The organism is Aeromonas finlandensis, from assembly GCF_000764645.1.
In the GTDB taxonomy this organism is placed as follows: domain Bacteria; phylum Pseudomonadota; class Gammaproteobacteria; order Enterobacterales; family Aeromonadaceae; genus Aeromonas; species Aeromonas finlandensis.
The window spans coordinates 1-22,039 of sequence record NZ_JRGK01000056.1 but is presented as its reverse complement, the minus strand read 5'-3'; the positions used below and the strand labels follow the sequence as shown (position 1 = coordinate 22,039).

The window sequence follows — 22,039 nt, the reverse complement described above, 5'->3', positions numbered from 1 at the left end:
CAAGGGCGATGCACCAGCCTTGTGAGCGCGGCAAAAAAATCAGGCGGGCACAAAGCCCGCCTGTTCGTTCAATGCCGTGGTTCACTGGTCATCGAAAGTGTCATCATCCTGCCAGCTTTCATCTTCCCACTGTTCCAGCTCTTCTTCCCAGGATTCCGGATCCCACTCGTCATCGGAGGAGTCGTAATCCGGCTTGTGTCCACCCATCTTCGCTCTCCTTGGATAGTTCACCCGCACTCCAATTTTATCCGGAAATGTCGGGCTCGCCAGTCAAGGGGAGATCAAAGTTTGACCAGGGTGCGCCCGGCGATCTGGCCCAGCGTGATGGCCTCGGCGGCCTCAACCACCTGCTCCAGCCCAATCTCGGTGACGGCCTGTTCGAAGAAGCTGGCGGGCAGATCCCTCGCCAGTCGCTGCCACGCCAGTTGACGACGCGCCAGCGGGCACATCACCGAATCGACCCCCTGCAGGCGCACGTTGCGCAGGATGAAGGGCATCACGCTGGTTGGCAGATCGAAACCGCCCGCCAACCCGCAGGCCGCCACGGCGCCGCCATAGTTCATCTGGGCCAGCAACTTGGCCAGCACCTGGCTGCCGACGGTATCGATGGCGCCGGCCCACAGCTGTTTTTCCAGCGGCTTGGCGGGCACCAGCAGTTCGCTGCGCGGCACGATGCGACTGGCACCCAGCGCAGTCAGCATGGCGCCCTGCTCTTCGGGACGACCGGTCAGCGCCGCCACCTGATAGCCAAGGGCTGCCAGCAGAGCGACCGAGGTGGACCCCACGCCGCCCGCCGCGCCGGTGACCAGCACCTCGCCACTTTCGGGAGTAATGCCCGCCTCTTCCAGCGCCAGCACGCAGAGCATGGCGGTGAGACCGGCGGTACCGATACACATGGCTTGCCGCTCATCGAGCCCGGCGGACAGCGGCACCAGCCAATCCCCCTTGACCCGTGCCTGTTCAGCCATGCCGCCCCAGTGCCCTTCGCCCACGCCCCAGCCGGTCAGCACCACCTTGTCGCCGGGCTGATAGCGGCTGTCGGCAGATTCGAGCACGGTACCGGCGAAGTCGATGCCGGGCACCAGCGGCCACTGGCGCACGATCTTGCCCTTGCCGGTGATCGCCAGCCCATCCTTGTAGTTGATGGAGCTGTAGGTGACCGCCACCCGCACCTCACCTTCCGGCAACTGGCTCTCGGCCAGCCGGGTCAGAGTCGGAACAGTCTTGCCGTCTTGGTTTTCCAGTAACAGAGCCTTGAACATGGTTGCCTCTTTAATGACATATGAAAAGGGATCAGCTGCTTTGGCGCTTTTGCAATTCAAACTCGAGGGGCTGGGTACTCTCTTGCAGCTCCTCGCCCGCCAATTTACGCAGGATCATCTCGGCAGCCATGCTGCCCATTTTGCGATAGGGAATATGGACCGACGTCAGCGCAGGATAACAGGCCTTCGCCACATCGGAATCATCGAAACCGGCAATGGCCAACTTGCCGGGCACACTCAGGTGCCGCCTCTGGCACTCGAACAGCACCCCCGCCGCCAGCTCGTCGTTGACACAGATCAGCGCGTCCAGCTCGGGCCAGCGCAGCAGGAACTCCCCCAGCATGGCGGCTCCCGTGCTGAAACTGGGCACCTCCGAGGTATTGATCACCATATCGGGCGAGAGATAGCTCTCGAGCATCGCCTGCTGCCAGCCGCGCATCCGTTGTTGCAGCATCCACTGCTCCTGACGGGCACAGAGAAAACCGATATTGCGATAACCCCGCTCGATGAGATGGCGAGTCAACCGATAGCCGGCCTCCTGATTGGAGCCGCCGACACAGAGATCCATGGGATGGGGCACCAGCGCCCCCACCTCTACCACCGGCAGGCGGCTGTTACGCAGCAGCGCTTTGTCATCCGGCGACTCAAGGCAGCCCAGCACGATCACGGCAGCCGGATTGTACTGCAGCAGATGCTCCAGCTGTTCGCTCTGCTGACGCAGGTGTTGGGCGTCGCCCAGCACCAGCTGATAACCGGCTTTCATCAACCGCGGTTGCAGCCCGGCCATCAACTCGGCACTGGCGCGATCCAGCAGGCTTGGCACTATCACCAGAATGACATGAGAGGTCCCCGAGGCCAGCGCCCCGGCCGCCCGATTGGGGATATAGCCGAGCTCCTCCACCGCAGCTTCGATGCGCTCGCGCATCTTGTCGGAGACCATCTCCGGTGTGCGCAGGGCACGGGAGACCGTCATGGCCCCCACACCGGCCAGCTGAGCCACATCGTTGAGGGTCACCCGACCCGTGCTACGGCGCTTCTTTGCTTCTGACATCCATCCCATCCTCGACTTGCGGCGGCCCACTTTAAGGCAAAAGTGCGGCACAGACCATTTGCTCAGGGCCGATTCTACCCTCTTTCCCGGATCGCGGGGGCAAGATGACTCCCGTTAATGGGCAAAGTGATAGCGCTATCACAGTTTCATGTTAGCGCTATCTGATAGCGCTAACTTTCGAGATCACCCTCACAGTTTCCGAGCGGCAAGATCGTTAGATTGGCCCCCATCTTAACTAGCCGGATCACCACCATGCTGACTCAACTGCTGACCGAGGATGTCATCCGCATCGAACCCGCCGCCCGCGACTGGCGCCACGCCATCGAGCTGGCAACGGCGCCCCTGCTGGCCAATGGCACCATCGAGCCCTCCTACGTGGCGGCGCTGTTTCGTTCCCATGAGGAGCTCGGCCCCTACTACGTACTGGGCCCCGGTCTGGCGATGCCCCACGCTCGCCCCGAGGATGGGGTCAACCGGCTGGGTCTGGGGCTGACCGTCATCAAGCAGGGGGTCAACTTCGATTCCGAGGGTAACGATCCGATCCAGCTGCTGATCACCCTGGCAGCCAGCGACAGCAACTCCCACGTGGAGACCATCGCCCAGCTGGCTGAGCTGTTTATGAATGAAGAGGATGTGGCGGCCATCATTGCGGCCGACACCAAAGACGACATCTTGCGCATTCTGGCGCGCTACTGATCTGCGCCGAGGCGCACCTGACAAAGGAAGATACGATGAAAATTCTGGTTGTATGCGGTCACGGTCTGGGCACCAGCCTGATGATGGAAATGAGCATCAAGAGCATCCTGAAAGAGCTGGCGGTCACTGCCGAAGTGGATCACCGCGATCTGGCCTCCGCCGGTAGCGAAACCGCCGAGATGTTTGTCGCCACTCGCGACATCGCCGAGCAGCTGCAGAGCATGGGCGTCAACGGTCGTCTGGTGGCCCTCGACAACATGGTCGACAAGGCCGCGATGAAAGAGAAGCTCTCCACCGCCCTGCGCGAACTGGGCGCCCTCTAAGAATCCTCCATGCGGCCTGCGGGCCGCATCTTCCATTGCCAGGAGCTGACCATGGGATTTTTCAACTTTCTGATGTTTGACGTGCTGTCCGAGCCCGCCGTGCTGGTCGGCCTGATCGCGCTTATCGGCCTGATTGCCCAGAAGAAGCCGGTGACCGAGTGCATCAAGGGCACGGTCAAGACCATCATGGGTTTCGTCATTCTGGGGGCCGGTGCCACCCTAGTGATCAACTCGCTGGGTGACTTCGCCGTCATCTTCCAGCACGCCTTCGGCATCAAGGGGGTTGTCCCCAACAACGAGGCCATCGTCTCCATCGCCCAGACCTCGTTTGGCAAGGAGATGGCGATGATCATGTTCTTCGCCATGCTGGTGAACATCCTGATCGCCCGCCTGACCCCGTGGAAATTCATCTTCCTGACCGGTCACCACACCCTGTTCATGTCGATGATGGTGGCCGTGATCCTCTCTGCCGGTGGCATGAGTGGCGCCCCCCTCATCGCGGTGGGCAGTCTGGTGGTCGGTGTCGCCATGGTCTTCTTCCCGGCCATCGCCCACCCCTTCATGAAGCAGATCACCGGCTCCGACGACGTGGCGCTGGGTCACTTCTCCACCTGCTCCTACGTACTTTCCGCCCTGATCGGCGCCAAGTTCGGCAACAAGGCCCACAGCTGTGAAGATGTGCAGGTGCCCAAGAGCCTGCTGTTCCTGCGCGACACCCCGGTGGCCATCTCCTTCACCATGGGCATCATCTTCCTGGTGACCTCTGCCTTCGCCGGCCCCGAGTTTGTCTCCAGCGTCGCCAATGGCAAGCACTGGTTCATGTTCTCCCTGATGCAGTCCATCACTTTCGCGGCGGGCGTCTACGTCATCCTGCAAGGTGTACGGATGGTCATCGCCGAGATCGTGCCAGCCTTCAAGGGGATCTCCGACAAGCTGGTACCGAACGCCAAACCGGCGCTCGACTGCCCCATCGTCTTCCCTTACGCCCCCAACGCCGTGCTGATCGGCTTCCTGTCGAGCTTTGCCGCCGGTCTGGTGGGGATGGCGCTGCTCTACGTAATGGGGCTGACCGTCATCATCCCGGGCGTGGTACCGCACTTCTTCGTCGGCGCGGCCGCCGGGGTATTCGGTAACGCCACCGGTGGTCGTCGCGGCGCCATTCTGGGCTCCTTCGCCAACGGCCTGCTGCTGCTCACCATTCTGCCGGTGTTCCTGCTGCCGGTACTGGGCGACATCGGTGTGGCCAACACCACCTTCAGCGACTCCGACTTCGGCGTGCTGGGCATCCTGCTGGGGTTGATCGTTCGCTAATCCCGTCACCGCCAACAACAGAAACGGAGCGCATCGCGCTCCGTTTTTTTTCGGGTTGCCAGCCACCGGACAGGCAAGAAATAGTTCCGCTCATCCCTCTCTGAGCGCCCCCCAATCACTCGCCGCAAGCCATGCTGCTCTCCGACCAGACAGCATAAATAGCGCTGAATCAATAGCATAACCTCTCCACTACTGATACATAACCTGTTAGCCACGGTTGTTAACCTGCTCACAACAGGACTCCTTTGCTGTCTATAAAATGCCCGCGCTGGCATACAAATAACAAGACAAAAAGAGAACCCTACGATGAAAACCACCCTTAAAATAAGTGCGGTGGCAGTGGTCTTTGCGCTGTCCGGCTGCAACCAGAACGACTCTCAAGCACCTGCGAATATCAACCAACCCACGAGTACCCAGGCCCAAGCCCCCGGTGACGTGAGCCTGCGGCTCATTGAGACATCCGATATTCACGCCAACCTGCGCAGTTTTGACTACTACCAGGATGAGAAGGCCCCCCAGCTGGGATTCGCCCGTACCGCTGTGCTGATCAAGAAGGCACGTGAGGAAAATCCAAACAACCTGCTGATCGATAACGGAGACCTGATCCAGGGGACCCCCCTGGCCGACTACATCCATCAGCAGTTTGCCAACGATCTCGGCAGTGCCGGTGCTGACGAAGCCAAAACCAAGGCGTTTGCCGAACAGTGGTTCAAAAAACATACCCACCCGGCGATCAAGGCGCTCAACGTCATGAAATATGATGTCGGCAACCTGGGTAACCACGAGTTCAACTTTGGTCTCGACTTCCTGAAAGGGACCCTGAGCGGCGCCAACTACCCCTACATCAACGCCAACGTCTTCCAGGCCGACGCTTTCAGCCGTGATGGCAAGGGCGCCATCGACTGGAGCAAACAGTACTTCAAACCCTATGTGATCCTTGAGCGCCAGGTGATCGACGTCAACGGCAAGCCCCAGACCATCAAGGTCGGTTTTCTGGGGCTGACGCCACCACAGATCACCATGTGGGACAAGAGCATGCTGGAGGGCAAGGTGGTGGTGGCCGACATGGTTGAAACTGCCGAGCACTATATTCCACAGATGCAGGCAAATGGTGCAGACCTCATCGTGGTGGTCGCCCATACCGGCCTGATCGGCGGCGAACGAGTCAAGGGGATGGAACATGCTGCCCTGCCGCTGGCCAAAGTAAAGGGGGTCAATGCGCTGTTGATTGGCCATGCCCACCGCGAATTCCCCGGCGACAAGAGCTACGCCAACATCAAGGATGTGGATAACGTCAAAGGGACGCTGGCTGGCATCCCCACCGTGATGCCTGCGGTCACGGGCACCCACCTCGGGGTCATCGACCTGAAGCTGACATGGCAGGATGGCCGCTGGCAGGTTGCGTCAAGCAAGGCGGGATTGCGCAAGATCGACAGCAGCCCGACAAGTTATGAAGATCCGGATGTGGTGGATCAACTCACCACTGAGCATCAGGAGACCAGAGAGTGGCTGAAGACCCCGATCAGCAAAATTACCCAGCCGTTCTATAGCTATTTCGCTCGGGTGCAGCCCGATCCGTCCATCCAGATCGTGAACGATGCCCAGCTCTGGCGCGGCAAGGAGTTGCAGAAGGAGGGGCTGCTCCCCGAGCCACTGCCGATCCTCGCTGTCGCAGCCCCCTTCCGTGGCGGGCGCAACGGCCCCAAAGACTACACCTATGTGCCGACGGGTGAACTCTCTTTGCGCAACATCGCCGACCTCTATGTCTTCCCCAACACAGTACAAGTGGTCAAGATCACCGGTGCAACCGTCAAGGAGTGGCTGGAGAAGAGTGCCGTTCAGTACAACCAGATCGATATCACCAACACAGGACCGCAGGATCTGATCAACGAACAGTATCGCAGCTACTGCTTTGACGTAATCAGCGGGGTGAAATACGAAGTGGATGTCACCAAACCGGCGCGTTACACCATAGATGGCGTCAAGGTGAGCGACAGCTCGCGCATTACCAAGCTGACCTATCAGGGCCAACCGGTCGATCCGGATCAGTACTTCTACGTAGTGACCAATAACTACCGCGCCAGTGGCGGATGCCACTTCCCGGGCATCGATGGTAAGCAGATTGTGCTGGAAGATGGCTATGAAACCCCTCGCGCGCTTTCCGAGTACCTCACCGAGCTGGCAAGACAGTCGCCGAAAGAGGGCTTTACACCGAAAGCCGATGAGATCTGGCACTTTGCCAAGCTCCCCGCCAATCTGGACCTGCGTTTCTACACGTCCCCCAGCCCGGAAGCTCAGGCATTGGCCGCAGGCAAGTACACCTATCTGAAGACGATGCCGCCAAAAGGTACCCCGGGCGTTGATGACGATATCGCAGCCAAGGGTCAGTACAAGCTGAATCTGGCCCCCTAATCTTCATCAGGTCACAGTGACTGGATAACGAAAAAGCCCCCTCCAGACCGGAGGGGGCTTCTTTTTATCGATTACAAACTGACGATCTGGTGTGCGGGGCATCAAGCACCCTGACTCTGGGCTGCGCTAGTCACTCTCCAGTGCGGCGAGGCAATGCGAGAGGGTGCGGGCCAGCGCCCCCTGATTGCGCAGCACCACGGCGCGGGCCTGCTCCCCCATCTCGCGGCGGGCGGTCACATCGGCAAACAGCTGGCTCACCTGCTCGCCCAGAGCGGCAGCATCGGCCACGATGGCGGCGCCCCCCTGAGCCACCAGCTGACGGGTGATGTCGCTGAAGTTGAAGTAGGCGGGGCCAGTCAGGCAGGGCTTGCCGAGCGCCGCTGGCTCCAGCAGATTGTGGCCGCCCACCTTGACCAGACTGCCGCCAACGAAGGCCACATCGGCCGCCGCCAGCATCAGCGGCAGCTCGCCCATGGTATCGCCGAGATAGACCTTATCCCCGGCACTCAGCGCAGCACCATCAGTGCGCCGCACGCAGCCATAAGGGGCACACAGTTCGGCCACCCGGTCGAACCGCTCGGGGTGGCGCGGCACCAGAATGAGCAGCGCAGCGGGATGGCGTTTGAGCAGCAGATCGAAGGCCGCCAGCACCTGCTCGTCCTCACCCAGATGGGTGCTGGCGGCAATCCAGACCGGCCGATCCGCCCCCAGCTGCTGACGCAGGGCACGCCCTTTGGCCTGCACCTCGTCACCAAACTGGATATCGAACTTGATGGAGCCGGTCACCGCCAGCCGCGAACGATCGATGCCGAGGCGGGCGAAGCGGTCGGCGTCATCCTGATGCTGACAGAGCAGATGGGTCAGCGGTCGGCTCAGGGCGTCGAAGGCGCCGCGGAAACGGGCATAACGCTGGCAGGAACGCTCGGAAAGGCGGGCATTGATAATGGTCACCGGCAGGTGGCGCGCCTCGCAGGCGGCCAGCCAGTTCGGCCACAACTCGGTCTCCATCACCCAGAGCGCGCGCGGCTTGAAGGTGTCGAGAAAGGCCGCCACCGCCCACGGGTAGTCGAGCGGCGCGTAGCGATGCATCACCAGCTCCCCCAGCTTGGCGGCCTGCTCGGCGCCGGTGCGAGTGGTGGTGGTGAGCAGGATCGGCAGATCGGGCCGCTCCGCCTTGAGGGCTCGAATGAGCGGCGTGATGGCCAGCGTCTCCCCCACGCTCACCGCATGGATCCACAGCGGCGCATCCTGTCCGGTGGCGGGCAGCCGCCCGAGATGCTCGGCCCAGCGCTCGCCAAAGCCGGGCTTGCCCTTCTTCGGCTTGTAGAGGGCCAGCAGCGCCAGCGGCAATCCCAGATGGATCAACAAGTTGTAGAGCAGACGGTAGGGCATCTTACTGGCTCTGCTCCAGCTTCTTGCAGGCATCGACCACCTGCTCCGGCGGCAGGTCGATCAGGCACTTGAGATGGCCGAACTTGCAGGTGCGCTTGAAGCAGGGGCGACACTCGATGTCGGTGTGAACGATCTCGACCCGATCTGCCAGCGGCGGGGTGTAGAGCGGCGAGGTGGAGCCATAGACACCCACCAGCGGCCGGTTGAGGGCGGCGGCGATGTGCATCAGGCCGGAGTCGTTGGAGATGACCCGGCTGGCCAGCGCCATCAGATCGATCGCCTCGTGCAAACTGGTCTTGCCCGCCAGCACATGGCAGTTGGGGCGAGTCAGCAGATTGACCCGATCCCGGATGGTGTTGCCGACCGGCACATCCTTGTTGGAGCCGAAGATCCACACCTGCCACCCTTCGTCCAGATGCTGCTGGGCCACCACGGCGTAATGCCCCTCCGGCCAGCGCTTGGCCGGACCAAACTCGGCACCGGGGCAGAGCACCAGCACCGGGCGGGCGCGATCCAGCCCCAGTCGCTCCAGCGCCTTGCTCTGGTTGATCAGGTCGACGTGCAGAGAAGGGTGGGGAATGGTCGGAATATCGGCCCGGCTCTTCATCTGCTCCTTGGGATAGGCGAGCGCCAGATAGCCCTCCACCATCAGCGGGAAGGCGGACTTGTTGCTGCGCAGATCGTTGAGCAGGCCATAGCGGCTCTCGCCCTTCCAGCCGGTACGCACCGGAATGCGGGCAAACCAGGGGATCAGCGCCGACTTCATGGAGTTGGGCTGGACGATGGCCTGATCGTATTTTTCGGCCGCCAGCTGCTTGCCGAGGCGACGGCGCGCCACCAGTTTGAAGTCACCGTGGCCAAGGGGCATGGTGATCGCCTTGTCCACCTCCGGCATCCGCTCCAGCAGGGCGCAGCACCAGGCGGGGGCCATCACATGCAGTTCACTCTCCGGATGGTTGGCCTTGATCGCCTTGTAGAGGCTCTGGGACATCACCATATCACCGACCCAGGAGGGGCCGATCACCAATATTTTCATCACGCGTCTTCTCTCGGGACTGGCCCGGCTGTTAATCATCACTGGGCGAGATTATGCCCCAAGAATGAGTGGATAAATAACAGAAGATCCTCGCGCATCCCCCCATCCGCCTCATTTTTCCAGCGGTGACCCTCTTCCAACCGGGCGAGACGAGACAGGCAACCAGCAGGGAGAAACGGGCAATGGCGGCTCTCTCTTTGGCCCGTTTTTCCGTTAGAATGGCCCATCAATACGCATTCGACCCGCCAGCCGGGCAATAACCGTGAGCCCACATTCGTGAAAAAACCGACTCTGGCTGCCGTTCTGATCGTCAAGAATGAAGCCGACAACCTGCGCAAGTGCCTCGCCTCCCTCGACGGACTGGTGGACGAGATCGTCATTCTGGACTCCGGCAGTCAGGACGAGACCCCGGCCATTGCCGCCGAATTTGGTGCCCGCTTCTTCGTCAACGCCAAGTGGCCGGGCTTTGGCAAACAGCGCCGGCTGGCCCAGTCCCATGTGCAATCCGACTGGGTGCTGTGGCTGGATGCCGACGAGCGGCTCACCCCCGAGCTGAAAACCGCCATCGCCAACGTGATGGCCAATCCGGCCAGCGACACCATCTACTCGCTGCCGCGCCTCTCCTGGGTGTTTGGCCGCTTTATCCGCCACAGCGGCTGGTATCCGGATCGGGTGCTGCGCCTCTATCCCAAGGCGCTCACCAGCTACAACGAGGCGCTGGTGCACGAGAAGGTGGAAGTGCGGGCCAACATGAAGATCGTCAATATTCATGGCGACCTGCTCCACTTCACCTATCGGGATCTGGAGCACTATCTGGTCAAATCCGCCGGTTATGCCCGCGCCTGGGCCGATCAGCGCACCGCCCGCGGCAAGAAGGGCTCCCTCAGTCAGGGGCTGATCCACGCCGTCGGCTGCTTCCTCAAGATGTACCTGCTCAAGGCGGGCTTCCTCGATGGCAAGCAGGGGCTGCTGCTGGCGATCCTCTCCGCCCACTCCACCTTCGTCAAATACGCCGACCTCTGGGTGCGCCAACAGCCGCAGCAGCCGGAATAAGGGCTGTACGCCACCCCACCGCAAATTCGTTAATTCGCCCCTTGTTCCACCGGAACAAGGGGCGAATAGCATGGCGGCAGATCGGGCGGAGCCCTTGCGGGGCTCACAATCGTAATGACGGGTGGCGGCAGGGGTTAGATCGTTCGCTATAAGTTTAATTTATGGATTTTGGTTAAATGACCCAACTCCAGCTTATACCGGCAGGAGCCGCACCAGCGGGGTCCAGAGAGGGCCGTAAAAGGGCTACCGGGACAATGTCCGATCTGCTGGTCTGTCAGCTGCGATCATCACCATACAAAACAGGGCCCCGCGGGGCCCTGTTTGCATTGCTGCATACCTTACTTCTGCCAGAAAGGCGCCGCCCAGCGGGCCATCACCGGCACCATGGTCTTGGGATCGAGCTGGCTCATATCCTCCGGGTGGTCGCTATCCTCCGGCGGGCTGAAGGCGAGGTGACGCCCTTCGCTGTTGAGAGGCTTCCAGCGTAGCGGGGTGGCGGAGCTGCGCATCGGGAAGAAGCCGACGGTCGGCACATCCAGCGCGCCAGCGATATGGAGCGGCCCGGTACTGCCCGCCACGAACAGCGCGGCGTTGGCCAGCACCTGACAGAACATCGGCAGACCGTCGCTGGAGCGGTAGATCCAGCCGTTACCACCGTGGGCCAGCAGCTCCGCCGCCAGCTGTTCGGCCAGCTTCTCCTCACCCGGGCCAGCGGTCAGCACGCACTGCAGCTCGGGGCAAGCCTGATTGAGCTTGATGATGATGCGGGCATACTGCTCGATGGAGAGGTTGTTGGCCGAACCGCCGCTACCGGCGTGCACCATCAGCCAGGGGCGGCTGGCATCCAGCTTGAGCTTGGCTGCCAGCTGCTCGCGCACCTGTTGCAGGGTCTCGTCATCGAACTGCAGGAAGGGGGTCTTGGGCTCCACCACGGCCACCTGCTGATCGGCCAGGAAGCGGCGGATCAGATCCAGGTTGTACTCGGACTCCGGCTTCAGCGAGCGGGAGCGACGCTGCACCAGCCGCTGGTTGTAGAGCACCTGCGCCAGCTTGGTCGCCGGTGCCAGCCGGTAAGGGATGTGCGCCTTCCACACCAGCATGGCGTTGCGGGAGTTGGAGAAGAGGCAGATGGACGCATCGAACGCCGCCGCCTTGATCCGGGCCAGCAGCGCTCGCTGTTGCTCCTTGTCGGCCCGCACACCCGGATCGATGATCACCTCGTCAATCCAGGGGCAGAGCCGGGCCAGCGGCGCCGTGTAGGCCGGAACCAGGGCAGTCACATGACACGCCATGGAGCCTTTGAGCATGGCGAAGCTCGGCCACGCCAGCATGAAGTCACCAATCTTGTCATTGCGAACGACCAGAATACGTTTCATAAAAAATCCCTTTGCTCCCTGTCACCAATGCAAGGAGGCTTGATGCGCGATGGCGTATTCTTGCCTGATGCACTGCTATTCTCAAGCGACGACCTTATAATGCGACCAAATTTCCAGGTTGCAGGACCGCAAAGATGACTACCAGGGTAATTTATCCCGGGACTTTTGATCCCGTTACCAATGGCCACGCCGATCTCATCGGCCGGGCCGCCAAGCTGTTTGACGAGGTGGTGGTCGGTGTCGCCAACAGCCCGAGCAAGCGCCCGCTGTTCGATCTGGCAGAACGTGTCCAGCTGGTACAGCAAGTGACCAGCCAGTTGCCCAACGTCAAGGTGGTGGGCTTCTCCGGCCTGCTGGTCGATTTCGCCAAAGAGCATCAGGCCAACGTGCTGATCCGCGGTTTGCGCGCCGTCTCCGACTTCGAGTACGAGTTCCAGCTGGCCAACATGAACCGCCGCCTGATGCCGGAGCTGGAGAGCGTCTTCCTCACTCCGGCGGAGGAGAACTCCTTTATCTCCTCCACTCTGGTGAAAGAGGTGGCGCTGCACGGTGGCGACATCCGCCAGTTTGTCGACCCCGTGGTGGCGCAGGCCATCGCCGCCAAACAGCAGCAGCGCTAATCCCTCCCTGATTGGCAGAAACGAACAAGGGCTACCCGCGGGTAGCCCTTGTTGTATTGGTCTCGTTGTGAGGACTTCAGCCAGCGTGCCGGTTACTGACGGGCAAACCGCTCGCGCATCCCCTGCACCAGCAGATCGAGCCACTCGTAGCGGCGCCGGTACATGGCCCGCTTCTTGGAGGCGATCTCCTCCAGCGGCTTGCGCGGCTGTGCTTGCAAGGCGACGAAGTTGGCGTCCACATCCCGGGCATCGAACTCCTGCCACAGCTCGTCATAATCGGCCTGCAGGTTGGCTTTCTGCTTGCTGCTGTAGCGCTTGGCCTGGAACACGTGGGCCCGCTTGCGCACCGCCAGCACCTCTGCCGCCCCCATGCTCTGTGCCAGTTGCAGCACCAGTTGCACCAGCAGAGATTTGGGCCGCAGGCCGTGCCCCTCTTTGGTCAGCTCGCGCACCCGATCCTGGGCATTGTCGACCGCAGGCTCCGGCCCCTGCATGGAGCCGATCATCAGAATCAAACGCTCCGCACTGCCCGCCAGCGAGAAGGCGCAGCTGTAGAGGCGCTGCCCCTCGCCGTTGACGATGGAGAGTGCCAGCTCGGCCTCGCGGCGGAAGGTGCCGTCATGGCGCAGCAGGATCCGGCAGCCGCTCTGGGGATAGTGCCCCAGCTCAATCCCCTCGCCCAGATAGAGCGGGTCGATCAGCAGCGGGTAGCACTCCAGCAGCAACCGATAGTGATTTTCCATCATCTCGGCCCGTTGGCGAGCGCTGGCACTGGCGAAGCGGTAGGGACGCATCGGCTTGTCGAGCAGTTCGGGGTAAAGGGCAGGCAGCGCCTTGAGCGACTCGCACTGAAACAGGCTGAAGACCCGGCTCAGCGACTTGCGATAGAGCAGGCTGCGCAGCACGAACTTGCCGCGATTGAAGGTCTGGCGCTCGCATCCCTCGGGGTAGAGGAAGCGGGCCATGCTTTTGGCGCAATAGCGCTCTTGCCGGGATAGGAGTTCCCAGTCTATTGATTTAACTGTCATTTTTATTTCTCAAACCGCCTGAACGGTCGGGATATTAGTGACAGCTGTGCAAATCTTCAACAGCGTGGCAATACGCTGTTACAACTTCCCCCGGATCGGGGCAAAAAGTGCGCTCAGCGCTGGCAATGAGTGCAAAAAACCGTGGTGCGCTGCCCCATTCTTATCTCGGTCAGCGGAGTGTGACAGTGGAAACAGGGCTGGCCACCACGGCCATAGACCTGCAACTGCTGCACGAAATAGCCCGGCTTGCCATCGGCACTGGTGAAATCCTTGAGGGTGGTGCCCCCCTGACGGATGGCCTCGGCCAACACTCGCTTGATCTCGGCCACCAGGGTTCCCAGCCGCTCACCACTGATGTTGCCCGCCGCCCGTTTGGGGTGAATGCCAGCGGCATAGAGCGCCTCGTTGGCGTAGATGTTGCCCACCCCGACCACCACCTGATTGTCCATCAGGAACTGCTTGATGGCGGTGCTGCGCCCCTTGGCGCGATCGCGCAGGTAATCGCCATTGAAGGCATCGGTGAGCGGCTCCGGCCCCAGCTTGGCCAGCAGCGCGTGGGCTTCGGCCGGTTCACGGGTCCAGAGCAGGGCGCCGAAACGGCGCGGATCGTTGAGCCGCAGCAGCTTGCCATTCTCCAGCTCGATATCCACGTGGTCATGCTTCTCGGCCGGGGTGCCAATATCCAGCACCCGCAAACTGCCGGACATCCCCAGATGGAGGATGGCGGTGCCGAAATCGGTCTCCAGCAGCAGGTATTTGGCGCGGCGGCGCACCCGATGGATGGTGAGGTCCACCAGCTCCTGAATTTCACCGGGGATCGGCCAGCGCAGGCGGCCATCCCGCACCACCACCCTGGTGACCTTGATGCCGGTAAGCCAGGGGGAGATCCCCTGACGGCTGACTTCAACTTCTGGCAATTCAGGCATTGGAACCTCGCAAGGAAAAGGAGCTCAGGGAGCAGGACGCAGCAGATCGCGATACTGTTCGGCAGTGAGGGAGAGCCAGAGGCCGGACGGCAGCTGGGCGCCATATTGACCGCTGTTCTGATAGAGGCCGATCTCGACCGGATCGTTCTGGCCGGCAATCCACACCTTGATGGTCACCGGTGTACCGCGTACCGCCTCGCCGGGGGGCAGCAACCAGCTCTGCCAGCGCGCCAGACGGGCATCCAGCTGAGCACTGTCGAATCCCAGATCCGGCCCGCTGCGCCAGCCCTGACCGATCCGCTCGATCTGCCAGCTCGGCCCCTGCCAGGTGAGCACCACAGCTGCATCCGGCAGCAAGGGGCGAGCCCGCTTGGCGCTGTTCTCCTGCTGGGCAGTCTCCATACGATGCAACAGGGTGATCACGATCAGCACCACCACGATGATCACGTTATTCCAGCCTTTGCGGCTCAATTTGAACATGGCAAGCCTCCCTTTGAACCGGCAGTGTACTGAATTCGACGCATAAAAAAACCCGGCACGAAGCCGGGTTTTTGGGAATGCAGCATCAAGTAATTACTTGATTTTGCCTTCCTTGTAGATCACATGCTGACGAACAACGGGATCAAACTTTTTGATCTCCATTTTTTCGGGCATGGTGCGCTTGTTTTTGGTAGTGGTATAGAAGTGACCAGTACCGGCGCTGGAGTTCAGGCGAATTTTCTCGCGAATACCTTTAGCCATGATCTAATTCCTTATACCTTAACACCGCTGGCGCGCAGTTCAGCCAGAACCACTTCAACGCCACGCTTGTCGATGATACGCATGCCTTTTGCGGATACGCGCAGACTTACGAAGCGTTTTTCACTCTCAACCCAGAAACGGTGAGTGTGCAGGTTCGGCAGGAAACGACGCTTGGTAGCGTTGTTAGCGTGCGAACGGTTGTTACCAACTGCCGGGCGCTTGCCGGTTACTTGGCATACTCTAGACATGTCAGTCTCTCCAAATCTTACTTCATTGCTCGAGCAAATATCTGCCCCGCTGGCCTTCGATTGCGGGGCAAACAGAAGGCGGCATTTTATACAGCATCCGTGATCAAAGATCAACTAATACGGTGCCAGAGCGCAGTCATAACCAACCACGCTCGGCAAAAGAAACCGTGATGCCGTCACCGATCACCAAGTGATCCAGCACTCTGATATCGATCAGGGCCAAGGCGGCCGTGATCCGATCCGTGATCTGGCGGTCGGCCCTACTGGGCTCGGCGACGCCGGACGGGTGATTATGCGCCAGAATCACAGCGGCTGCATTATGTTTGAGCGCGATCTGCACGATTTCTCTTGGCCAGACGCTTGCCGAGTCGATTGTGCCGAAAAAAAGCTCAACAAATTGAATGACTCTGTGCTGATTGTCGAGCAACAGCAGGGCAAACACCTCGCGCGGCCGATCCCGTAGCTGGGCCTGCAGATAGTCCCGGGTCAACTGGGGCGAGGTGAGCGCATCACCCCGTTGCAGCTGCTCGGCCAAATGGCGTCTGGCCATCTCCAGCACCGCCTGCAACTGGGCATATTTGGCCGGGCCAAGGCCGTGCGCCTCGCAGAATCCCTGTTGATCCGCCCCCAGCAAGCTGCGCAAAGAGCCGAATTGATTCAACAGCTTGCGTGAAAGATCCACCGCACTCAGGCCATTGACACCGGTGCGCAAAAAGATGGCGAGCAGTTCGGCATCGGAGAGCGCCGCGGGGCCCTGACGCAACAGCTTCTCTCTGGGTCGTTCATCTTCCGGCCACTCTTTGATGCTCATTTGTCTCTCCCTCATCCCTGTTGAGAAAAAACATAGCAAAAAATTGCGCGCGCCCGACCACACCCCTTGATGCCAACCCCTGTCGTCATCCATTGCCTGTGGTATCTTAGCCGACCAGTCAGAATGAGCCGGATAGAGAAACAGCAGATGAGATTGGCCGATAAACGCATCCTGTTGGGTGTCAGTGGCGGGATCGCCGCCTACAAGAGTGCCGAGCTGGTACGCCGCCTGAAAGATCAGGGGGCCGAAGTGCGAGTGGTGATGACCCGCTCCGCCAAGGAGTTCATCACCCCGCTGACCCTGCAGGCGGTCTCCGGTCATCCGGTGGCCTACAGCCTGCTGGATCCCTCTGCCGAAGCGGGCATGGGCCATATCGAGCTGGCCAAGTGGGCCGATCTGGTACTGATCGCCCCCGCCAGCGCCAACCTGATGGCCCGCATGGCCGCCGGCATGGCCGATGAACTGCTGACCACCCTCTGTCTGGCAACCCCGGCGCCCATCACGCTGGCGCCCGCCATGAACCAGCAGATGTATCTCAACGCTGCGACCCAGGCCAACCTCAAGACCCTGGCCAGCCGCGGCATTCTGCTGTGGGGGCCGGATGCCGGCAGCCAGGCCTGTGGCGACGTGGGCCCGGGCCGGATGCTGGATCCCCTCGAACTGGTGGACCGCTGCTGTCAGCAACTGGCTGCCGAGCCGTTGCTGGCGGGCGTCAAGCTGCTGCTGACCGCAGGTCCAACCCGCGAGGCGCTGGATCCGGTGCGCTACATCAGCAACCACAGCTCCGGCAAGATGGGCTATGCCATCGCCCGCGCCGCCCGTGAGGCGGGTGCAGAGGTGACGCTGGTGAGCGGGCCAGTGGCACTGGCGACGCCTGCTGGCGTTACCCGTGTCGATGTGGAGAGTGCCGAGCAGATGCATCAGGCGGTGATGAGCCGGGTCGGCGAGTGCGACCTCTTCATCGGCTGCGCGGCGGTGGCCGACTATCGCCCCGAGCAGGTAGCCAGCCAGAAGATCAAGAAGACCGGCGACAACGACCAGATGGTGGTGAAGCTGGTGAAGAACCCCGACATCATCGCTGCCGTCGGCGCCCTTTCAGACAAACCCTTCACCGTCGGATTTGCCGCCGAAACCGTGGATGTGGAACAATACGCCCTCGACAAGTTGCAGCGTAAGCGGCTGGACATGATCGCCGCCAACGATGTGTCCCGCGAGGGGCAGGGCTTCAACGCCGATGACAACGCCCTGACCGTGTTCTGGCAAGGGGGCCAAGCGCCTCTGCCGCTGGCCGACAAGCTGACGCTGGCCCGTCATCTGGTTGCCCTGATTGCGAGCCACTACCGGCGCTGAGCGTCCCGATAACGCAAGACTCATGACGCCCCGCCTTGCCGTGCAAGAGAGGCGCCGACACAAGTTCCAACTGAAAAAACGATTCATGACAACACAAATTGAACTGAAGATTCTGGATGCCCGTATCGGTACCGAGTACCCGCTGCCCGCCTACGCCACACCGGGCTCTGCCGGTATGGATCTGCGCGCCCTGCTGGATGCACCGCTGACCCTGGCTCCGGGTGATACCACGCTAGTGCCAACCGGTCTGGCCATTCACATTCAGGATCCGGCTCTGTGTGCCACCATTCTGCCCCGCTCCGGCCTCGGCCATAAGCACGGCATCGTGCTGGGCAACCTGGTCGGCCTCATCGATTCCGACTACCAGGGCCAGCTGATGGTTTCGGTCTGGAACCGCGGCAAAGATGAGTTCACCATGCAACCTGGCGAGCGCATCGCCCAACTGGTGATCATGCCGGTCGTTCAGGCCAGCTTCCAACTGGTCGATGAGTTCAATCAGAGCGAACGGGGTGAAGGCGGTTTTGGTTCTTCTGGTCGCCAATAACAGACCACACCTGCCCGATGGGCGGTGCTTAATAACAGAATCAAGCCATTGTTTTTTTAGGGGAATCCATGGCAAGCAGTAATCAGAAACCGAGTCGGCGTGATCAGATCCTGCAAGCGCTCGCCCATATGCTGGAAACCAGTCCGGGTCAGCGCATCACCACGGCCCGTCTGGCGGCCGAGGTCGGCGTCTCTGAAGCAGCCCTCTATCGACATTTTCCCAGCAAGGCGCGGATGTTCGAGGGGCTGATCGACTTTATCGAGGATTCCCTGCTGTCACGGGTCAATCTGATCATGGATGAAGAGAAGGACACCATGGCGCGCTGCCACCACATCCTGCAGCTGCTGCTGGTGTTTGCCGAGCGCAATCCCGGCATCACCCGCATCCTCAACGGCGATGCCCTGCTGGGTGAGCACGATCGACTGCGGGATCGCATCAGCATCCTGTTCGACAAGCTGGAGACCCAGATCAAGCAGGTACTGCGTGAGAAGCGGCTGCGCGAAGGGCAGGGCTTCCAGCTCGACGAGACCATGCTGGCCAATCTGCTGCTGGCCTACACCGAAGGTCGCATCAGTCAGTTTGTTCGCTCCGAGTTCAAGCTCAAACCCACCGCCGGTTTCGAGGATCAGTGGCAATTTATCCGCAGCCAGTTGCTGCAGAGCTGATGGTTTTTTCGCATCATTCAGCACAAAAGAAGGGAGGCCAAGGCCTCCCTTCTTTTTTGTGTCAGCTTTTTATGGCAGAAAAGAAGTACCAGATGCGACCCGGACTGTCGCGCTGCGGTGTTAGATTCATCCACCATAAACCTTTTAAAACCTGACAGGACATCCTATGGAACCCGAAATCATTACCGAAGCGCAGACCTGGCTGGTCAATAATCAGGGGCTGCTGATCGAATACGGCGTCAATATCGCCGCCGCCCTGCTGACCCTGCTGGTCGGCTATATCGCCGCCAACCTGCTCAGCGGTGGCGTGGTCAAGGTGATGCAGACCCGCAAGCTGGACACCACCGTCACTCACTTCGTCGGCAGCATCCTCAAGTACGCCATTCTGGTGTTCGTGGTGATCGCCGCACTGGGCCGGGTCGGGGTGCAAACCGCCTCCTTCGTCGCCATTATCGGTGCCGCCGGTCTGGCCATCGGTCTGGCGTTGCAGGGCTCGCTCTCCAACTTTGCCGCCGGCTTCCTGCTGATCATCTTCCGCCCCATCAAGGCGGGCGAGTTTATCGAAGTGGCTGGCACTGCGGGTGTGGTGCAGTCCGTTCAGCTCTTTACCACCACCCTCACCTCCGGTGACAACAAGATGGTGGTAGTCCCGAACTCCGCCATCCTCAACGGCACCATCGTCAACTACTCACGCATGGATACCCGCCGCGTCGACATGACCTTCGGCATCGGCTACGGCTCCGACCTGCGCAAGGCCAAGCAGATCCTCGAGCGTCTGGTGAACGAAGAGCCGCGCATCCTGAAAGATCCGGCCGTCACCATCGCCGTCGCCGCGCTGGCCGACTCCTCGGTCAATATCGTGGTGCGCCCGTGGGTCAAGACCGGCGATTACTGGGGTGTCTGGTTCGACTTCCACGAGAAGGTGAAACTGACCTTTGATGCCGAAGGCGTCGAGATCCCCTTCCCGCAGATGGTGATGCACATGCAAAAACCGCAGGCGTGATCGCGGTTCTGCTGCAACAGACAATGCCAGCCTTCGGGCTGGCATTGTCGTTTCTGGCCCCGCCCCATGGCCGTTTCGATGCATAACCAAGCCAACCGGATGAAAACAATTTCAGGCCATCGGGGTGGCCCCAATCATGAGCAAGCGCAAGATCCGCCTTGCTTTCGTGACACATAATCCCAATGTTCTGGTTGTATGCTCCCGACAGTGACCCATTGCGGTAAAAGACAATCGGTAAAAATCTGTTACACGGGCCGCCCGATCGGCTCGCTATAATGCTCGGATAATAAGGTTTGGCGGGACCTTGCCTGCAAGGTTCAAACACAACTTGGCATTTCAGGAATCCTATGAAAAATATCAATCCAACCCAAACCCAGGCCTGGCAGGCACTGGAAGCCCACTTTGCAGCAAACAAAGAGACCCGACTCAAGGATCTGTTCGCGCAGGACCCGAAGCGCTTTGACAAGTTTTCCCTCACCTTCGGCGGCGACATCCTGGTTGATTACTCGAAGAACCTGATCACCGAAGAAACCCTCAAGTTGCTGGTTGATCTGGCCAAAGAGACCGATCTTCGCAGCGCGATCGACGCCATGTTCAATGGCGACAAGATCAACATGACCGAGGGTCGCTCCGTACTGCACGTGGCCCTGCGCAACCGCTCCGACCGCCCCATCGAGTGCGACGGCAAGGATGTGATGCCGGAAGTGAATGCCGTACTGGCCAAGATGAAGGGCTTCTGCGAGAAGATCATCTCCGGCGAGTGGAAAGGCTACACCGGCAAAGCGATCCAGCACGTGGTCAACATCGGTATCGGTGGCTCTGACCTGGGTCCGGTGATGATCACCGAGGCGCTGCGCCCCTACAAAAACCACCTGCAGATGCACTTCGTCTCCAACGTCGACGGCACCCACATCGCCGAGACCCTGAAGAAGATCGATCCGGAAACCACCCTGTTCCTGGTGGCCTCCAAGACCTTCACCACCCAGGAGACCATGACCAACGCCCTGACCGCCCGCGACTGGTTCATCAATATCGCCGGTGACAAGGCCCACGTTGCCAAGCACTTCGCTGCCCTCTCCACCAACGGCAAGGCCGTGGCCGAGTTCGGCATCGACACCGACAACATGTTCGAGTTCTGGGACTGGGTTGGCGGCCGCTACTCCTCCTGGTCTGCCATCGGCATGCCCATCGCCCTCTCCGTCGGTTTCGAAAACTTCGAAGCCCTGCTTCAAGGCGCCTTCGAGATGGACATGCACTTCGCCACCGCCTCCTATGAGCAGAACGTGCCGGTACTGCTGGCGCTGATTGGCCTGTGGTACAACAACTTCTACGGTGCCGAGTCCGAAGCCATTCTGCCGTACGACCAGTACATGCACCGCTTCCCTGCCTACTTCCAGCAGGGCAACATGGAATCCAATGGCAAGTATGTGGATCGCAACGGCAAGCCGGTTGACTACCAGACTGGCCCCATCATCTGGGGTGAGCCGGGCACCAACGGCCAGCACGCCTTCTACCAGCTGATCCACCAGGGCACCAAGCTGATCCCCTGTGACTTCCTGGCACCAGCCATCAGCCACAACCCGATCGGTGACCACCACCCGAAACTGCTGGCCAACTTCTTCGCCCAGACCGAGGCGCTGGCCTTCGGCAAGAGCAAAGAGCAGGTCGAAGCCGAGTTCCTGGCGGCTGGCAAGACTCTGGAGCAGGTCAAGGATCTGGTGCCGTTCAAGGTGTTCGAAGGCAACCGCCCGACCAACTCCATCCTGTTCAAGAGCCTGACCCCGAAAACCCTGGGTGCCCTGATCGCCATGTACGAGCACAAGATCTTCGTACAGGGCGCAATCTGGAACATCTTCAGCTTCGACCAGTGGGGCGTGGAGCTGGGCAAACAGCTGGCCAACAAGATCCTGCCGGAGCTCAACACCACCGAGGCTGTCACCAGTCACGACTGCTCCACCAACGGTCTGATCAACACCTGGAAAGCGTGGAAAGCCTGATTTATCCGGCCTTTCTGAATGCAAAAGCCCCGCTCGATGAGCGGGGCTTTTTTATGGCTGTCGGGCTGGTTTTTCTGGCTGGCCGGTCGGGTGTCCAGTCCGATCGGCGACGGGGATCGTCATCCCCGCCCCTTCATCATCCAGCCCGATGCTGGCTTAACCGCCAACAGCGATACGTTTCATGTCCTTCATGT

General features: G+C 60.7%; 23 protein-coding genes. 11 read left to right on the top strand and 12 right to left on the bottom strand.

Annotation, left to right across the window (positions count from 1 at the left end; translation table 11 throughout):
• Window positions 1–81: 81 nt before the first annotated feature.
• From LD28_RS23905 to LD28_RS0107600, 3 genes are all read right to left on the bottom strand, one after another.
• The gene (locus tag LD28_RS23905; protein ID WP_275066049.1) at window positions 82–207 is read right to left on the bottom strand and encodes a hypothetical protein; all 126 of its coding nucleotides are present in this window, start codon (window positions 205–207) and stop codon (window positions 82–84) included.
• A 74-nt stretch (window positions 208–281) separates the two neighbouring features.
• Window positions 282–1,262 (bottom strand): acrylyl-CoA reductase (NADPH), encoded by a 981-nt coding sequence (gene acuI, locus LD28_RS0107605; protein ID WP_033136383.1) that lies wholly within the window; start codon window positions 1,260–1,262, stop codon window positions 282–284.
• Window positions 1,263–1,293: 31 nt separating this feature from the next.
• A complete protein-coding gene (locus LD28_RS0107600; protein ID WP_033136382.1) occupies window positions 1,294–2,313 on the bottom strand; it encodes a LacI family DNA-binding transcriptional regulator in 1,020 nt (339 codons plus the stop codon).
• A gap of 252 nt (window positions 2,314–2,565) precedes the next feature.
• Here LD28_RS0107600 and LD28_RS0107595 point away from each other — a divergent pair, with 252 nt between their 5' ends.
• The 4 genes from LD28_RS0107595 (at window position 2,566) to LD28_RS0107580 (ending at window position 7,055) form a co-directional block, all read left to right on the top strand.
• Window positions 2,566–3,009, top strand: coding sequence for a PTS sugar transporter subunit IIA (locus LD28_RS0107595; RefSeq protein WP_033136381.1), 444 nt, complete (start codon window positions 2,566–2,568; stop codon window positions 3,007–3,009).
• Window positions 3,010–3,044: 35 nt separating this feature from the next.
• Entirely contained in the window at window positions 3,045–3,332 is a 288-nt protein-coding gene (locus tag LD28_RS0107590; protein WP_033136380.1) for a PTS sugar transporter subunit IIB, read from the top strand.
• Window positions 3,333–3,383: 51 nt separating this feature from the next.
• Window positions 3,384–4,643, top strand: a complete 1,260-nt coding sequence (locus LD28_RS0107585) for a PTS ascorbate transporter subunit IIC (RefSeq protein WP_033136379.1) — start codon at window positions 3,384–3,386, stop codon at window positions 4,641–4,643.
• A gap of 306 nt (window positions 4,644–4,949) precedes the next feature.
• The gene (locus LD28_RS0107580; protein WP_081959457.1) at window positions 4,950–7,055 is read left to right on the top strand and encodes a bifunctional 2',3'-cyclic-nucleotide 2'-phosphodiesterase/3'-nucleotidase; all 2,106 of its coding nucleotides are present in this window, start codon (window positions 4,950–4,952) and stop codon (window positions 7,053–7,055) included.
• A gap of 126 nt (window positions 7,056–7,181) precedes the next feature.
• Here the strand turns inward: LD28_RS0107580 and waaA are convergent, their stop codons facing one another.
• Window positions 7,182–8,447, bottom strand: a complete 1,266-nt coding sequence (gene waaA, locus LD28_RS0107575; RefSeq protein ID WP_033136378.1) for a lipid IV(A) 3-deoxy-D-manno-octulosonic acid transferase — start codon at window positions 8,445–8,447, stop codon at window positions 7,182–7,184.
• A gap of 1 nt (window position 8,448) precedes the next feature.
• Complete coding sequence (waaF, locus tag LD28_RS0107570) at window positions 8,449–9,483, bottom strand: lipopolysaccharide heptosyltransferase II (RefSeq protein ID WP_033136377.1); 1,035 nt, start codon at window positions 9,481–9,483, stop codon at window positions 8,449–8,451.
• A 276-nt stretch (window positions 9,484–9,759) separates the two neighbouring features.
• Between waaF and LD28_RS0107565 the strand changes: the two genes are divergently transcribed.
• Window positions 9,760–10,536 (top strand): glycosyltransferase family 2 protein, encoded by a 777-nt coding sequence (locus tag LD28_RS0107565; protein ID WP_033136376.1) that lies wholly within the window; start codon window positions 9,760–9,762, stop codon window positions 10,534–10,536.
• Window positions 10,537–10,874: 338 nt separating this feature from the next.
• Here the strand turns inward: LD28_RS0107565 and LD28_RS0107560 are convergent, their stop codons facing one another.
• Complete coding sequence (locus LD28_RS0107560; RefSeq protein ID WP_033136375.1) at window positions 10,875–11,912, bottom strand: glycosyltransferase family 9 protein; 1,038 nt, start codon at window positions 11,910–11,912, stop codon at window positions 10,875–10,877.
• A gap of 134 nt (window positions 11,913–12,046) precedes the next feature.
• On the opposite strand from LD28_RS0107560, the gene coaD reads away from it, so the two are divergent.
• Window positions 12,047–12,532: a pantetheine-phosphate adenylyltransferase gene (gene coaD, locus LD28_RS0107555; protein ID WP_019446530.1), complete on the top strand. Its 486-nt coding sequence runs from the start codon at window positions 12,047–12,049 to the stop codon at window positions 12,530–12,532.
• A gap of 92 nt (window positions 12,533–12,624) precedes the next feature.
• Here coaD and LD28_RS0107550 read toward each other — a convergent pair whose 3' ends face one another.
• From LD28_RS0107550 to radC, 6 genes are all read right to left on the bottom strand, one after another.
• Window positions 12,625–13,497, bottom strand: a complete 873-nt coding sequence (locus tag LD28_RS0107550) for a VirK/YbjX family protein (RefSeq protein ID WP_033136374.1) — start codon at window positions 13,495–13,497, stop codon at window positions 12,625–12,627.
• 176 nt (window positions 13,498–13,673) lie between these two features.
• Window positions 13,674–14,486, bottom strand: coding sequence for a bifunctional DNA-formamidopyrimidine glycosylase/DNA-(apurinic or apyrimidinic site) lyase (mutM, locus tag LD28_RS0107545; RefSeq protein WP_033136373.1), 813 nt, complete (start codon window positions 14,484–14,486; stop codon window positions 13,674–13,676).
• A 24-nt stretch (window positions 14,487–14,510) separates the two neighbouring features.
• Entirely contained in the window at window positions 14,511–14,966 is a 456-nt protein-coding gene (locus LD28_RS0107540; RefSeq protein ID WP_033136372.1) for a hypothetical protein, read from the bottom strand.
• Between the two features lie 93 nt (window positions 14,967–15,059).
• Window positions 15,060–15,227: a 50S ribosomal protein L33 gene (gene rpmG, locus LD28_RS0107535; RefSeq protein ID WP_005307500.1), complete on the bottom strand. Its 168-nt coding sequence runs from the start codon at window positions 15,225–15,227 to the stop codon at window positions 15,060–15,062.
• Window positions 15,228–15,238: 11 nt separating this feature from the next.
• On the bottom strand, window positions 15,239–15,475 hold the full coding sequence (gene rpmB, locus LD28_RS22175) for a 50S ribosomal protein L28 (RefSeq protein ID WP_005307492.1): 237 nt from the start codon (window positions 15,473–15,475) through the stop codon (window positions 15,239–15,241).
• A gap of 136 nt (window positions 15,476–15,611) precedes the next feature.
• Window positions 15,612–16,286: a RadC family protein gene (gene radC, locus LD28_RS0107530; RefSeq protein WP_033136371.1), complete on the bottom strand. Its 675-nt coding sequence runs from the start codon at window positions 16,284–16,286 to the stop codon at window positions 15,612–15,614.
• Between the two features lie 147 nt (window positions 16,287–16,433).
• On the opposite strand from radC, the gene coaBC reads away from it, so the two are divergent.
• The 5 genes from coaBC (at window position 16,434) to pgi (ending at window position 21,845) form a co-directional block, all read left to right on the top strand.
• Window positions 16,434–17,636 (top strand): bifunctional phosphopantothenoylcysteine decarboxylase/phosphopantothenate--cysteine ligase CoaBC, encoded by a 1,203-nt coding sequence (gene coaBC / locus LD28_RS0107525; protein ID WP_033136370.1) that lies wholly within the window; start codon window positions 16,434–16,436, stop codon window positions 17,634–17,636.
• An 85-nt stretch (window positions 17,637–17,721) separates the two neighbouring features.
• Window positions 17,722–18,180 (top strand): dUTP diphosphatase, encoded by a 459-nt coding sequence (gene dut, locus LD28_RS0107520; RefSeq protein WP_033136369.1) that lies wholly within the window; start codon window positions 17,722–17,724, stop codon window positions 18,178–18,180.
• Window positions 18,181–18,248: 68 nt separating this feature from the next.
• Window positions 18,249–18,845, top strand: a complete 597-nt coding sequence (slmA, locus tag LD28_RS0107515) for a nucleoid occlusion factor SlmA (RefSeq protein ID WP_033136368.1) — start codon at window positions 18,249–18,251, stop codon at window positions 18,843–18,845.
• 166 nt (window positions 18,846–19,011) lie between these two features.
• Window positions 19,012–19,848 (top strand): mechanosensitive ion channel domain-containing protein, encoded by an 837-nt coding sequence (locus LD28_RS0107510; RefSeq protein ID WP_033136367.1) that lies wholly within the window; start codon window positions 19,012–19,014, stop codon window positions 19,846–19,848.
• A 347-nt stretch (window positions 19,849–20,195) separates the two neighbouring features.
• Window positions 20,196–21,845 carry a glucose-6-phosphate isomerase gene (gene pgi / locus LD28_RS0107505; protein WP_033136366.1) on the top strand — a complete coding sequence of 550 codons (1,650 nt, stop codon included), beginning with the start codon at window positions 20,196–20,198 and terminating at the stop codon, window positions 21,843–21,845.
• Window positions 21,846–22,039 lie beyond the last annotated feature (194 nt).